Genomic DNA, 12,924 nt, shown 5'->3' with positions numbered 1-12,924 from the left:
GGTCTACGGGAGGCTCCCATGAGCAAACCAAACGTTTCCTTCTACAACCTGGCGTGGCGCTGGCATTTCTATGCCGGGCTGTTCGTGGCGCCGTTCATGATCCTGCTGGCGCTTACCGGGATCATCTACCTGTTCAAGCCACAACTCGACCCGTTGATGTACCGCGAGCTGATGGTGGTCGAGGCCGGCCATCACCGGCAGGCTGCCGACACGCTGCTGGCCAATGTGCGCCAGGCTTATCCCCAGGGGCAGGTGGGCCAGTACCTGCCAGCGATCAACGCCGAGCGCAGCGCGCAGTTCGTGGTGCATGACGGCGGGCGCGAGCTGAATGTCTTCGTCGACCCGTACAGCGGCAAGGTGCTGGGCGAGCAGGATGGCAAGCAGAACCTGCAGGCCATCGCCCGCGCCCTGCATGGCGAACTGATGGTCGGCACGGTCGGTGACCGGCTGGTGGAACTGGCGGCCGGCTGGGGCATCGTCCTGGTTGTGTCCGGCCTCTATCTCTGGTGGCCACGCGGGCGCAGCAGCGCGGGCGTGCTGTGGCCACGTTTCAGCGCGCGCGGCCGCTTGCTGTGGCGCGACCTGCATGCCGTCACCGGCTTCTGGGGTTCGACGCTGCTGCTGTTGATGCTGCTCAGCGGCATGACCTGGACCGGGCTGTGGGGCAAGCAGTACGCCGACCTGTGGAACCGCTTCCCAGCGGCCATGTGGAACGACGTGCCGAAGTCCGATAAAGAAGCGCGCGACCTCAACAGCGCCCACCGCCAGACCGTGCCGTGGGCGATGGAGAACACGCCGATGCCGGTGTCCGGCGCCCATGCCGAGCATGCCGGGCATCACATGATGGATCACGCCCCGGCGGCGCCGCAGGTGAGCCTGCAGCAGGTCGAGGAGGTCGCCACCCTGCGCAAGGTCGAACCGGGCTACAGCATCACCCTGCCGACCGGTGCCGACGGCGTGTTCACTATCGCCGTGTTCGCCGACGATCCGCGCAACGACGCCACCTTGCATGTCGACCAGTATACCGGCCAAGTACTGGCCGACGTGCGCTGGCAGGACTACAGCCCGGTGGCCCGCGCCACGGAGCTGGGGGTGATGCTGCACGAAGGGAAGATGTTCGGGTCGTTGAACCAGCTCGTCATCCTGCTGGTATGCCTGATGATCCTGCTGGGTTCGGTAAGCGGGCTGGTGATGTGGTGGAAGCGCAAACCGGCCGGTGGGCTCGGCGTGCCGCCGCTGCGCCATGACCTACCGCGCTGGAAGACGGCGGTGGGGGTGATGCTGTTGCTGGGCGTCGCCTTCCCGCTGGTGGGGTTGTCCATGGTGGTGATGTGGGTGGTGGATAGCCTGGTGGTGCGGCAACGGGCCTTGGCCCGGGCCTGAGCCTTGCTTGGCTGTTCCGGCCTAATCGCCGACAAGCCGGCTCCCACAAGGGTGGATGCGATCCCTGTGGGAGCCGGCTTGCCGGCGATTAGGCCAGCCCATGCAACCATTGACTCCAGTCATGTCGAGCATCGCGCTGTACCGCCAAGATCGTGCCGATCTGCCACACCCGCGATTGGAACGCGACGTGATAGCCTACTCGGCTTTCGCTCACAAAAAGACTGACCCTCAATGGAATGCAGCCTATGACCCGGACCTCCCAGACACCCTCCGAAGAGCAGCACCTGCAACGCAACCTGACCAACCGCCACATCCAGCTCATCGCCATTGGCGGCGCCATCGGCACCGGCCTGTTCATGGGATCGGGCAAAACCATCAGCCTGGCCGGCCCGTCGATCATCTTCGTCTACATGATCATCGGCTTCATGCTGTTCTTCGTCATGCGCGCCATGGGCGAGCTGCTGCTGTCGAACCTCAACTACAAGTCGTTCATCGATTTCTCCGCCGACCTGCTCGGCCCCTGGGCCGGCTACTTCACCGGCTGGACCTACTGGTTTTGCTGGGTGGTCACCGGCATCGCCGACGTGGTGGCGATCGCCGCCTACACCCAATTCTGGTTCCCCGACCTGCCGCAGTGGATACCGGCGCTGAGCTGCGTGGCCCTGCTGCTGTCGCTGAACCTGGTCACGGTGAAGATGTTCGGCGAGATGGAATTCTGGTTCGCCCTGATCAAGATCATCGCCATCATGGGCCTGGTCGCCACCGGCCTGTACATGGTCATCACCGGTTTCCAGTCGCCGAGCGGGCACACCGCCACCCTGACCAACCTGTGGAATGACGGCGGCATGTTCCCCAACGGCCTGCTGGGCTTCTTCGCCGGCTTCCAGATCGCCGTGTTCGCCTTCGTCGGTATCGAACTGGTGGGCACCACCGCCGCCGAAGCGAAGAACCCCGAGCGCACCCTGCCACGGGCGATCAACTCGATCCCGATCCGCATCATCGTGTTCTACGTGCTGGCGCTGATCGCCATCATGGCCGTGACCCCATGGCGCGACGTGGTGCCGGGCAAGAGCCCGTTCGTCGAGCTGTTCGTGCTGGCCGGCCTGCCGGCGGCGGCGAGCATCATCAACTTCGTGGTACTGACCTCGGCCGCCTCGTCGGCCAACAGCGGCGTGTTCTCCACCAGCCGCATGCTGTTCGGCCTGGCCCAGGAAGGCGATGCGCCCAGGGCGTTCGAGAAACTCTCGCGCCGCGCGGTGCCGGCCAACGGCCTGTACTTCTCCTGCACCTGCCTGCTGCTGGGCGCGGTGCTGATCTACCTGGTACCCAATGTGATCGAAGCCTTCACCCTGGTGACGACGGTGTCGGCGGTGTTGTTCATGTTCGTCTGGACGCTGATCCTGCTGTCGTACCTGAGCTACCGCAAGCAACGTGCGGCGTTGCATGAACAATCCACCTACAAGATGCCCGGCGGGCGCTTCATGTGCTACGTGTGCCTGGTGTTCTTCGCCGGCATCCTGGTGCTGCTGAGCCTGGAGGCCGATACGCGCTCGGCGCTGGTGGTGACGCCGATCTGGTTTGTGATCCTGGCGGTGACCTATCAGTTTGTGCGCAGCAGGCGTCAGCCGCGCAATGCGGTGAGAGGCGCGTCGAGCCGCTGATCGCAGGGGGCTGCTGCGCAGCCCTTTCGCTGGCAAGCCAGCTCCCACAGGGTCAGGATTGCGCAGTACCTGTGGGAGCCGGCTTGCCGGCGATTGGGCCGCACAGCGGCCCCGGCGATTGTCAGCCGTGCTCCAACCCTTCAAGCACAGCCTCAGCCAACGCCAACCCCTTCTCCAGCGAATTCTCCGTTGCCGTCAGCAAACTGCGCAACGGATCTGCGGCCTTCTCCAATGCCGCGGCATTGGTCTCATAGGCCGCCTTCAACGCCGCCACGGCGCACACCAGCGCATCCTCGCTATCGACCCCGGCCTGTACCGAGAGCATCGGCGCGTGGGCGTGATTGCAGGTGCCAAAGTGGGAACTGGCGGTGACCGGACGTGATTTGCGCGGGGTGAGGTTGACCAGCGATTCCAGGTTCATGGCTGCACCTCTCGATGAAAGGTGGCGATCTCGATAAATGCGAACGGTGGATCTGGAACGATCTTCTTGAGCATGGTGCATCTCCTTGCGGCTCTCCGTAATGACGCTCCGCACCCACACGCCAATATGGGTGGACGGAGCCGTGCGGGTTGGCGTGCCGGACAGAGAGAGCCGGTGAGCCCGAAGGCTCCCACACACGGCTCCGCCCATAACGGGTGCAGCCATGCAGGACACTGTTGAAAGTGCCCGCTCTCTGTATCCGGGACGCCAATCCCGAACCGCAGAAACTACTGCGGTGCGGCACGGTACTCAAGTACCGCTTATGTGTCAAAAGTGTTCATCGCCCCCGGCCCCAATCCTGTGCAGGCCTGTGCAGCAAGCACCATCCTGGCCCCACCCCACGCCCCGATTCGTCGCACAACCGCTCTATCGCGCACCCTCCATCGCTCGGCACAGCCTTTGCAATCTCCGACCTGGCCAACCCCCACCATCACATCGGAGTGAGCACATGAAGCGACGCAGTCTGATCAAGGCCTTTACCCTCAGCGCATCGATCGCCGCGATGGGCCTGAGCTGGAGCATCCAGGCCGCCGAGACCATCAAGGTCGGCATCCTGCATTCGCTGTCCGGGACCATGGCCATTTCCGAGACCTCGCTCAAGGACATGGCGCTGATGACCATCGACGAGATCAACGCCAAGGGTGGCGTGAACGGCAAGATGCTCGAACCGGTGGTGGTCGACCCGGCGTCCAACTGGCCGCTGTTCGCTGAAAAGAGCCGCCAGCTGCTGACCCAGGACAAGGTCGCGGTGGTGTTCGGCTGCTGGACCTCGGTGTCGCGCAAGTCGGTGCTGCCAGTGTTCGAAGAGCTCAACGGCCTGCTGTTCTACCCGGTGCAGTACGAGGGTGAAGAGATGTCGCCGAACGTGTTCTACACCGGCGCCGCGCCCAACCAGCAGGCGATTCCGGCGGTGGAATACCTGATGAGCGAAGACGGCGGCAGCGCCAAGCGCTTCTTCCTGCTGGGCACCGACTACGTCTACCCGCGCACCACCAACAAGATCCTGCGCGCTTTCCTGCACAGCAAAGGCGTGGCCGACAAGGACATCGAAGAGGTGTACACGCCGTTCGGCCACGCCGATTACCAGACCATCGTTGCCAACATCAAGAAGTTCTCCGCCGGCGGCAAGACGGCAGTGATTTCCACGGTCAACGGCGACTCCAACGTACCGTTCTACAAAGAACTGGCCAACCAGGGCCTGAAGGCCACCGACGTACCGGTGGTGGCGTTCTCGGTGGGCGAAGAAGAGCTGCGCGGCATCGACACCAAACCGTTGGTGGGGCACCTGGCCGCGTGGAACTACTTCGAGTCGGTGGATAACCCGGTGAACCAGAAGTTCGTCGCCGACTGGAAGGCCTACGCCAAGGCCAAGGGCCTGCCAGGCGCTGACAAGGCGGTGACCAACGACCCGATGGAAGCCACCTACGTGGGCATCCACATGTGGGCGCAGGCCGCCGAGAAAGCCAAGTCCACCGACGTCGACAAGGTGCGTGAAGCACTGGCCGGGCAGAGTTTCAAGGCACCGTCGGGCTTCACCCTGACCATGGACAAGACCAACCACCACCTGCACAAGCCGGTGATGATCGGCGAGATCCAGGATGACGGGCAGTTCAGTGTGGTGTGGGAAACCGAGCAGCCGCTGCGGGCGCAGCCTTGGAGCCCGTTCATTCCGGGGAATGACAAGCGGCCGGATTATGCGGTGAAGGGTAACTGAGTGCACTGGGGCTGCTGCGCAGCCCTATCGCTGGCAAGCCAGCTCCCACAGGTACAGCACAGCTTCCGAGTTCTTTGTTGGACCTGTGGGAGCCGGCTTGCCGGCGATGAATCCACCGCCGATTTTTCAGGACTGCCCGCATGTTCAGATTCCTGCTCACCTTTCTACTGCTACTGCCCCTGGCCACCCAAGCCAGCGAAGGCGAATTCTTCCTCAGCGCCAAGCCCGCCGAACAGGCGCGCCTGCTCGAAACCTGGGCCGCGCAACCCGACGCCGCACGCCTGCCGCTACTGGACAACCTGCGCCAGGGCCGCATCGCCGAAAACGACACGCGCAAACTGCGCCTGAACAACCGCCTGCGCGGCCTGATCGACAACGCCCTGGCCAGCCATCAGTTACTCAGCGACCAGACCAACGTACGCCTAGCCGCCGCCCAGCAACTGCAAAAAAGCGCACAACCCGCGCAAATGGCCTTCCTCGACCGGCGCTTCGCCAGCGAACCCGACGCCGCCGTGCATGCCGCCCTCGGCCTGGCCCTGGCCAACCTGCAACTGGGCGCTAGCGAGCCCGCGGTACGCCTGGCCGCCGTGCGCCTGCTCGGCGAAACCGGTGACCCGCTGGCCCGCACCCGCCTCGAAGCGCTGTTGCAACCCAACGCCGAAACCGACGCCGCCGTGCGCACCGCCGCCGAAACCAGCCTGGCCCAGGTGCAGCGCAAGCTGCTGGTTGGCGAGCTGCTCGGCCAGGCCTTCAGTGGCCTGTCGCTGGGTTCGATCCTGCTGCTGGCCGCGCTGGGCCTGGCGATCACCTTCGGCCTGCTCGGGGTGATCAACATGGCTCACGGCGAGATGCTGATGCTCGGCGCCTACAGCACTTACATGGTCCAGGTGCTGCTGCAGCGCTACGCTCCGAGTGCCATCGAGTTCTACCCGTTGATCGCCCTGCCGGTAGCATTCGCCGTCAGCGCAGGGGTCGGCATGGCCCTGGAGCGCACGGTGATCCGCCACCTGTATGGCCGCCCGTTGGAAACCCTGTTGGCCACCTGGGGCATCAGCCTGATCCTGATCCAGGCCGTGCGCCTGCTCTTCGGCGCGCAGAACGTCGAGGTAAGCAACCCGGCCTGGCTGTCGGGCGGCGTCCAGGTGCTGCCCAACCTGGTGCTGCCGTACAACCGCCTGGTGATCATCGGCTTCGCCCTCGCCGTGGTGCTGCTCACCTGGCTGCTGCTCAACCGCACACGGCTGGGCCTGAACGTGCGGGCTGTCACCCAGAACCGCAACATGGCGGCCTGTTGCGGGGTGTCCACCGGGCGCGTGGACATGCTCGCCTTCGGCCTCGGCTCGGGCATCGCCGGGCTCGGCGGCGTGGCCCTGAGCCAGGTCGGCAACGTCGGCCCGGACCTGGGCCAGAGCTACATCATCGACTCGTTCCTGGTGGTGGTGCTCGGCGGTGTCGGGCAGCTGGCCGGCAGCCTGTGGGCGGCCTTCGGGCTGGGCATCGCCAACAAACTGCTGGAGCCGCAGATCGGGGCGGTGCTGGGCAAGATCCTCATCCTTGCGCTGATCATTCTGTTCATCCAGAAGCGCCCGCAAGGCCTGTTCGCCCTCAAGGGACGGGTAATCGACTAATGAACCAGCCATTGATTGTCACTGCCACGCGCAAGGCCGGCACCCGGGTGTCGCTGGCCGTCGGCGCCGTTGTCGTCCTGGTGCTGCTGGCCCTGCCGCTGCTGTCGCTGCTGCCGGACGGGCACGCCTTGCAGGTCTCGGCCTATACCCTGACCCTGGTCGGCAAGATTCTTTGCTACGCCATCGTCGCCCTGGCCCTGGACCTGGTGTGGGGCTACGCCGGGTTGCTGTCGCTGGGCCACGGCCTGTTCTTTGCCCTTGGCGGCTATGCCATGGGCATGTACCTGATGCGCCAGGCGGCCGGTGATGGTCTGCCGGGCTTCATGACCTTCCTGTCGTGGAGCGAGCTGCCCTGGTACTGGGCCGGCACCCAGCACTTCGCCTGGGCGCTGTGCCTGGTGGTACTGGCGCCGGGGTTGCTGGCGCTGGTGTTCGGCTTCTTCGCCTTCCGCTCGCGGATCAAGGGCGTGTACTTCTCGATCATGACCCAGGCCCTGACCTTTGCCGGGATGCTGCTGTTCTTCCGCAACGAAACGGGCTTTGGCGGCAACAACGGCTTCACCAATTTCCGCACCATCCTCGGTTTCGACATCACCGCCCAGGGCACCCGGGCCGTGCTGTTCCTGCTCACGGTGAGCCTGCTGCTGGGCAGCCTGTTCCTGTGCTGGCGCCTGACCCAGAGCAAGTTCGGGCGCCTGCTCACCGCCGTGCGCGACGCCGAGAACCGGCTGATGTTCTGCGGCTACGACCCGCGCGGCTTCAAGCTGCTGGTGTGGGTGCTCAGTGCCGTGCTGTGCGGCCTGGCCGGGGCGCTGTACGTGCCGCAGGTGGGCATCATCAACCCCAGCGAGATGTCACCGACCAACTCCATCGAGGCCGCCGTGTGGGTGGCACTCGGCGGGCGCGGCACGTTGATCGGGCCGCTGCTCGGTGCCGGCCTGGTCAATGGCATGAAGAGCTGGTTCACCGTGGCGTTCCCCGAGTTCTGGCTGTTCTTCCTCGGCGCGCTGTTCATCCTCGTCACCCTGTACCTGCCCAAGGGCGTGGTCGGCCTTGTGAAGAAAAGGAGCCAGCCATGAGAAGCGTGCCCCCGGTGCATCCGGAATTCATGCTCGAACCGATCTTCGACCAGGTCGGCAGCGGTCGCGAAGCCATCGGCCTGGGCCGGCGTCGCGAGGCCGGACTGGACACCCGCCACGGCACGGTGTTGAGCCTGGAAGGCATCAGCGTCAGCTTCGATGGCTTCAAGGCGCTCAACGACCTCAACCTGTACATCGGCGTCGGTGAACTGCGCTGCATCATCGGCCCCAACGGCGCCGGCAAGACCACGATGATGGACGTGATCACCGGCAAGACCCGCCCCGACACAGGTACCGCGTTTTTCGGCGACACCCTCGACCTGACCCGCATGAGCGAATGCCAGATCGCCCAGGCCGGCATCGGCCGCAAGTTCCAGAAGCCCACGGTATTCGAGGCGCTGACGGTGTTCGAGAACCTGGAGCTGGCGCTCAAGGCCGACAAGTCGGTGTGGGCCACTCTGGCGGCGCGGTTGTCCGGCGAGCAGCGCCAGCGCATCGACGAGGTGCTGGCCACCCTGCGCCTGCTGCCCCTGGCCCAGCGCCAGGCGGGGTTGTTGTCCCACGGGCAGAAGCAGTTCCTGGAGATCGGCATGCTGCTGGTGCAGGAACCGAGGCTATTGCTGCTCGACGAGCCGGTGGCGGGGATGACCGATGCCGAGACCGAATTCACCGCCGAGCTGTTCCGATCATTGGCGGGCAGGCATTCGCTGATGGTGGTGGAGCATGACATGGGCTTCGTCGGCAGCATTGCCGACCATGTGACGGTGCTGCATCAGGGGAGTGTGCTGGCCGAAGGGTCGCTGGCGCAGGTGCAGGAGGATGAGCGGGTGGTCGAGGTTTATCTGGGCCGCTGATCTTCGTTATCTGCACCGGCCTCATCGCCGGCAAGCCGGCTCCCACAGGACAACCACAGGATTCGAAAGCTGTGCTGTCCTGTGAGAGCCGGCTTGCCGGCGATGAGGCCGGTGCAGGCGAGGTAAAAACCAACAGGGACATGACATGCTGAAAATCGACACCCTGCACCAGTACTACGGCGGCAGCCACATCCTGCGCGGCCTGTCCTTCGAGGCCAAGGTCGGCGAGGTCACCTGCCTGCTGGGCCGCAACGGCGTGGGCAAGACCACCCTGCTGCGCTGCCTGATGGGCCTGCTGCCAGCCCGCGAGGGCCACGTGGAATGGGAAGGCAAGCCGATCACCACGCTCAAGCCCCAGCAACGGGTCCAGGCCGGCATCGCCTACGTGCCCCAGGGCCGCGAGATTTTCCCGCGCCTGACTGTCGAGGAAAACCTGCTGATGGGCCTGTCGCGCTTCCCCGCCCGCGAGGCACGGGATGTGCCGGCCTTCATCTACGAACTGTTCCCGGTGCTGGAGCAGATGAAACAACGCCGTGGCGGCGACCTCTCTGGCGGCCAGCAGCAACAGTTGGCCATCGGCCGCGCCCTGGCCAGCCGCCCGCGCCTGCTGATCCTCGACGAACCCACCGAAGGTATCCAGCCGTCGGTGATCAAGGAGATCGGCGCGGTGATCCGCAAGCTCGCCGACCGTGGCGACATGGCCATCCTGCTGGTGGAGCAGTTCTACGATTTCGCCGAGGAACTGGCCGACCAGTACCTGGTCATGGCCCGCGGCGAGATCGTCCAGCGCGGCCGCGGCGAAAACATGCAGGCTGAAGGTGTGCGCGGCCTGGTTACCATTTAATCTGCAACCACTTCCCTTGCGAGACGCTGTCATGAGTTACCAGATCCGCGACGCCCTGATCGACGACGTGCCGGGCATCCTCGACATCTACAACGACGCCGTGGCCAACACCACGGCGATCTGGAACGAAACCCCGGTGGACCAGGCCAATCGCCTGGCCTGGTTCGAGGCCCGCGCGCAGCAGGGTTATCCAATCCTGGTCGCGGTGGATGACAGCGGCGTGCTGGGTTACGCCTCGTTCGGCGACTGGCGCCCCTTCGAGGGCTTCCGCCATACGGTCGAACATTCGGTGTACATCCGTGCAGACCAGCGCGGCAAAGGTCTGGGCCCGGTGCTGATGGAAGCGCTGGTCGAACGGGCCAGGGGCTGTGGCAAGCATGTGATGGTCGCCGCCATCGAGAGCGGCAATGCCGCGTCGGTGCGCCTGCACGAGCGGTTGGGGTTCGTGGTGACCGGGCAGATGCCGCAGGTAGGGGTGAAGTTCGGCCGGTGGCTGGACCTGACCTTCATGCAATTGATGCTCGATCCTGGGGCACAGCCGTGAAGCCCGAGGGGCCGCCGTGCGGCCCCACAACGTTTACATCTGGGTAAACCGGCCCAACCGTTGGCGCAGCATGTGGTTCTCGCTGCGCAACTGCTGGACCTCCTCCAGCAGCTCAAGCGCCAGGGCCACCCCTTCCCACTCCAGCTCCAGCTGATCATGCAGCTTCACCGCACGCTTGAGGGTGACCGGCGCGCGGTCGTCGAACACCCATTCCTCCGGCGTTCGCCCCGAAGGTTCAACAATGCCGTGCTCGACGATCTCGATCACGCAATCGGCCGTGAGGTCGGCTTCCTGGCAAAGGGTACGCATGTCCAGTTGAACGATCAGGGTGCTGCTCATGATCACTTACTCCATTGAGTCCTCGGGTTGAACGCGGCTTTCTCGGAGAGCTGGGTCCACAATGCGCGCGCTGCGTCATCGGATTGGGCAGGCATCACTACCTTCAGCTGGGCGTACAGGTCGCCGCGCTCGCCCTGCTTGTTCAACAGGCCCATGCCCTTGACCCGCAGGCGCTGGCCGCTCTGGCTGTCGGGACGGATGGTCAGGTTGATCTTGCCGGTCAAAGTCGGCACGGCCACCTTGGCGCCGAGCGCCGCCTCCCACGGTGCCAGCGGCACGGTAATGATCAGGTCATGACCTTCGACATCGAACAGCGGGTGCGGTGCCATGCGGATGGTCAGGAACAAATCGCCGTTGGCCCCGCCGCCCACGCCCGGCGCGCCCTGGCCCTTGAGGCGGATGCGCTCGCCGTCGGTCACACCGGCAGGTATCTTCACGTTCAGGGTCTTGGTGGTGAACCCGGTGCGCTGGCCGGCAGCGTTGGTCTGCGGCACCTGGAAGCTGATCTGCTTGGATTCCTTGTTCAGGGTTTCCTCGAGGAACACCGCCAGTTCCAGTTCCACGTCCTGCCCTCGCCTGCCGGCACTGCGTTGTTGCCGGCCACCGCCGCCACCGAAGGGGTTGCCACCCCGGGCGCCGAAGATCGAGCTGAAGAAATCGGAAAAATCGCCACCTTCGAAACCACCGCCACCACCGCTGCGAGACTCCCAGCCAGGCGGCGCCTGGAACGGCCGGCCATGCTGGCCGCCGTATTTGCGGATCTCGTCGTACTCGGCGCGCTTGTCCTTGTCGCCAAGCACTTCGTAGGCCTCGTTGGCCTCCTTGAACTTGTCCTCGGCGTCACGCTCCTTGCTGACGTCGGGGTGATACTTGCGCGCGAGCTTGCGGTACGCGGCCTTGATCGCCTTGTCGTCCGCGCTCGCCTCGACGCCGAGTATCTTGTAATAGTCTTTGAAGTCCATCTATGGATCACCGATGTGAATGTACGTATTGCTACTGAAGATTGGGGTCAAGCATAGCCTTTCAAGGCTCATCCGGGGTTGCGCTATCGCAGACGACCGGTCTTGATTTAGCCGCAGAACGGCATAAACTGCGCGGCCGTTTTGCCTCCGGAAGATTTCTCCATGTCTGACGTATCCCCGGCCCGTGCCCTCGGCATCGACTTCGGTACCTCCAACTCCACGGTCGGCTGGCACCGCCCTGGCGCCGAATCGCTGATCGCCCTGGAAGACGGCAAGATCACCCTGCCGTCGGTGGTCTTCTTCAATATCGAGGAACGTCGCCCGGTGTACGGCCGCCTGGCCCTGCACGAGTACCTGGAAGGCTACGAAGGCCGCCTGATGCGCTCGCTCAAGAGCCTGCTGGGCTCCAAGCTGATCAAGCACGACACCAGCGTGCTGGGCAGCGCCCTGCCGTTCAAGGACCTGCTGGGCATGTTCATCGGCGAGCTGAAAAAGCGCGCCGAAGCCGATGCCGGCCGCGAATTCGACCAGGTGGTGCTCGGCCGCCCGGTATTTTTCGTCGACGAAGACCCGGCCGCCGACCAGGAGGCCGAGGATACCCTGGCGGAAGTTGCGCGCAAGATCGGCTTCAAGGACGTGTCGTTCCAGTACGAGCCGATCGCTGCGGCGTTCGACTACGAGTCGGGCATCAGCCGTGAAGAGCTGGTGCTGATTGTGGATATCGGCGGTGGTACCTCGGACTTTACCCTGATCCGCCTGTCGCCCGAGCGCCACCTGGTGGCCGAGCGCCAGGACGACATCCTCGCCACCGGCGGCGTGCACATCGGCGGTACCGACTTCGACAAGCAGCTGAGCCTGCAGGGTGTGATGCCGCTGTTCGGCTATGGCAGCCGGATGAAAAGCGGCGCGCTGATGCCCACCAGCTACCACCTCAACCTGGCCACCTGGCACACCATCAACGCCCTGTATGCGCAGAAGTCGCAGCTGGCCCTGGGCAGCATGCGCTACGACATCGAGGACACCCTGGGTATCGACCGCCTGTTCAAGCTGATCGAGCAGCGCGCCGGGCACTGGCTGGCGATGGAGGTGGAGGCCAGCAAGATCGAGCTGACCGAGCGCGACAGCCGGAGCATCGACTTTGGCCGGATCGAGCCGCAGCTGTCGGCCGAGCTGACCCGGGCACTGTTCGAAGATGCAATTGACGGTTTGCTCGAGCGCGTGCGCGGCAGCGTGAGTGAACTGCTGGCCAAGGCGGGCGTGAGCGAAAGCCAGGTGGACACGGTGTTCTTCACCGGCGGCTCCAGCGGCATTCCGGCGCTGCGCAACAGCGTGGCGGCGATGCTGCCCAATGCGCGGCATGTGGAAGGCAATATCTTCGGCAGCATCGGCAGCGGTCTGGCGATCGAGGCGCGCAAGCGCTACGGCGTGCTCTGAT

Annotated in this window: 12 protein-coding genes; 9 read left to right on the top strand and 3 right to left on the bottom strand. The window is 64.7% G+C overall.

Annotated features, from left to right (window positions below; all coding sequences use genetic code 11):
- Window positions 1-18: 18 nt before the first annotated feature.
- Together LOY42_RS03125 and cycA are read left to right on the top strand one after the other, a co-directional pair.
- On the top strand, window positions 19-1,383 hold the full coding sequence (locus LOY42_RS03125) for a PepSY domain-containing protein (protein WP_258599769.1): 1,365 nt from the start codon (window positions 19-21) through the stop codon (window positions 1,381-1,383).
- 245 nt (window positions 1,384-1,628) lie between these two features.
- Window positions 1,629-3,044 (top strand): D-serine/D-alanine/glycine transporter, encoded by a 1,416-nt coding sequence (cycA, locus tag LOY42_RS03120; RefSeq protein WP_139673766.1) that lies wholly within the window; start codon window positions 1,629-1,631, stop codon window positions 3,042-3,044.
- Window positions 3,045-3,165: 121 nt separating this feature from the next.
- On the opposite strand, the gene LOY42_RS03115 is transcribed toward cycA, so the two are convergent.
- Entirely contained in the window at window positions 3,166-3,465 is a 300-nt protein-coding gene (locus tag LOY42_RS03115) for a hypothetical protein (RefSeq protein ID WP_258599767.1), read from the bottom strand.
- Between the two features lie 508 nt (window positions 3,466-3,973).
- On the opposite strand from LOY42_RS03115, the gene urtA reads away from it, so the two are divergent.
- The 6 genes from urtA (at window position 3,974) to LOY42_RS03085 (ending at window position 10,188) form a co-directional block, all read left to right on the top strand.
- Window positions 3,974-5,239: an urea ABC transporter substrate-binding protein gene (gene urtA / locus LOY42_RS03110; RefSeq protein ID WP_016395201.1), complete on the top strand. Its 1,266-nt coding sequence runs from the start codon at window positions 3,974-3,976 to the stop codon at window positions 5,237-5,239.
- A 140-nt stretch (window positions 5,240-5,379) separates the two neighbouring features.
- Complete coding sequence (urtB, locus tag LOY42_RS03105) at window positions 5,380-6,867, top strand: urea ABC transporter permease subunit UrtB (protein WP_258599766.1); 1,488 nt, start codon at window positions 5,380-5,382, stop codon at window positions 6,865-6,867.
- Window positions 6,867-7,946, top strand: coding sequence for an urea ABC transporter permease subunit UrtC (urtC, locus tag LOY42_RS03100; RefSeq protein WP_139673778.1), 1,080 nt, complete (start codon window positions 6,867-6,869; stop codon window positions 7,944-7,946). Before urtB ends, urtC begins: the two co-directional genes overlap by 1 nt.
- Entirely contained in the window at window positions 7,943-8,800 is an 858-nt protein-coding gene (gene urtD, locus LOY42_RS03095) for an urea ABC transporter ATP-binding protein UrtD (RefSeq protein ID WP_139673781.1), read from the top strand. Before urtC ends, urtD begins: the two co-directional genes overlap by 4 nt.
- Before the next feature lie 145 nt (window positions 8,801-8,945).
- Entirely contained in the window at window positions 8,946-9,644 is a 699-nt protein-coding gene (urtE, locus tag LOY42_RS03090; RefSeq protein WP_102683967.1) for an urea ABC transporter ATP-binding subunit UrtE, read from the top strand.
- Between the two features lie 31 nt (window positions 9,645-9,675).
- Window positions 9,676-10,188, top strand: a complete 513-nt coding sequence (locus LOY42_RS03085) for a GNAT family N-acetyltransferase (RefSeq protein ID WP_258599765.1) — start codon at window positions 9,676-9,678, stop codon at window positions 10,186-10,188.
- A 33-nt stretch (window positions 10,189-10,221) separates the two neighbouring features.
- Here the strand turns inward: LOY42_RS03085 and LOY42_RS03080 are convergent, their stop codons facing one another.
- Both LOY42_RS03080 and cbpA read right to left on the bottom strand, forming a co-directional pair.
- Window positions 10,222-10,527, bottom strand: a complete 306-nt coding sequence (locus tag LOY42_RS03080; protein ID WP_023630087.1) for a chaperone modulator CbpM — start codon at window positions 10,525-10,527, stop codon at window positions 10,222-10,224.
- A gap of 2 nt (window positions 10,528-10,529) precedes the next feature.
- The gene (cbpA, locus tag LOY42_RS03075) at window positions 10,530-11,489 is read right to left on the bottom strand and encodes a curved DNA-binding protein (protein ID WP_102683965.1); all 960 of its coding nucleotides are present in this window, start codon (window positions 11,487-11,489) and stop codon (window positions 10,530-10,532) included.
- 162 nt (window positions 11,490-11,651) lie between these two features.
- On the opposite strand from cbpA, the gene LOY42_RS03070 reads away from it, so the two are divergent.
- A complete protein-coding gene (locus LOY42_RS03070) occupies window positions 11,652-12,923 on the top strand; it encodes an Hsp70 family protein (RefSeq protein ID WP_046854026.1) in 1,272 nt (423 codons plus the stop codon).
- Window position 12,924 lies beyond the last annotated feature (1 nt).

This window comes from Pseudomonas sp. B21-023, from assembly GCF_024749165.1.
Taxonomy (GTDB): domain Bacteria; phylum Pseudomonadota; class Gammaproteobacteria; order Pseudomonadales; family Pseudomonadaceae; genus Aquipseudomonas.
The sequence above is the reverse complement of the archived record's forward strand: the minus strand, read 5'-3'. Positions and strand labels throughout refer to the sequence as shown.

What these genes read in the sequence shown, in the direction of transcription:
- LOY42_RS03080 (WP_023630087.1), bottom strand. Translation starts at nt 10,527, where the DNA reads ATGAGCAGCACCCTGATCGTTCAACTGGACATGCGTACCCTTTGCCAG.
- urtC (WP_139673778.1), top strand. Translation starts at nt 6,867, where the DNA reads ATGAACCAGCCATTGATTGTCACTGCCACGCGCAAGGCCGGCACCCGG.
- cbpA (WP_102683965.1), bottom strand. Translation starts at nt 11,489, where the DNA reads ATGGACTTCAAAGACTATTACAAGATACTCGGCGTCGAGGCGAGCGCG.
- urtE (WP_102683967.1), top strand. Translation starts at nt 8,946, where the DNA reads ATGCTGAAAATCGACACCCTGCACCAGTACTACGGCGGCAGCCACATC.
- LOY42_RS03125 (WP_258599769.1), top strand. Translation starts at nt 19, where the DNA reads ATGAGCAAACCAAACGTTTCCTTCTACAACCTGGCGTGGCGCTGGCAT.
- LOY42_RS03070 (WP_046854026.1), top strand. Translation starts at nt 11,652, where the DNA reads ATGTCTGACGTATCCCCGGCCCGTGCCCTCGGCATCGACTTCGGTACC.
- LOY42_RS03085 (WP_258599765.1), top strand. Translation starts at nt 9,676, where the DNA reads ATGAGTTACCAGATCCGCGACGCCCTGATCGACGACGTGCCGGGCATC.
- LOY42_RS03115 (WP_258599767.1), bottom strand. Translation starts at nt 3,465, where the DNA reads ATGAACCTGGAATCGCTGGTCAACCTCACCCCGCGCAAATCACGTCCG.
- urtB (WP_258599766.1), top strand. Translation starts at nt 5,380, where the DNA reads ATGTTCAGATTCCTGCTCACCTTTCTACTGCTACTGCCCCTGGCCACC.
- cycA (WP_139673766.1), top strand. Translation starts at nt 1,629, where the DNA reads ATGACCCGGACCTCCCAGACACCCTCCGAAGAGCAGCACCTGCAACGC.
- urtD (WP_139673781.1), top strand. Translation starts at nt 7,943, where the DNA reads ATGAGAAGCGTGCCCCCGGTGCATCCGGAATTCATGCTCGAACCGATC.
- urtA (WP_016395201.1), top strand. Translation starts at nt 3,974, where the DNA reads ATGAAGCGACGCAGTCTGATCAAGGCCTTTACCCTCAGCGCATCGATC.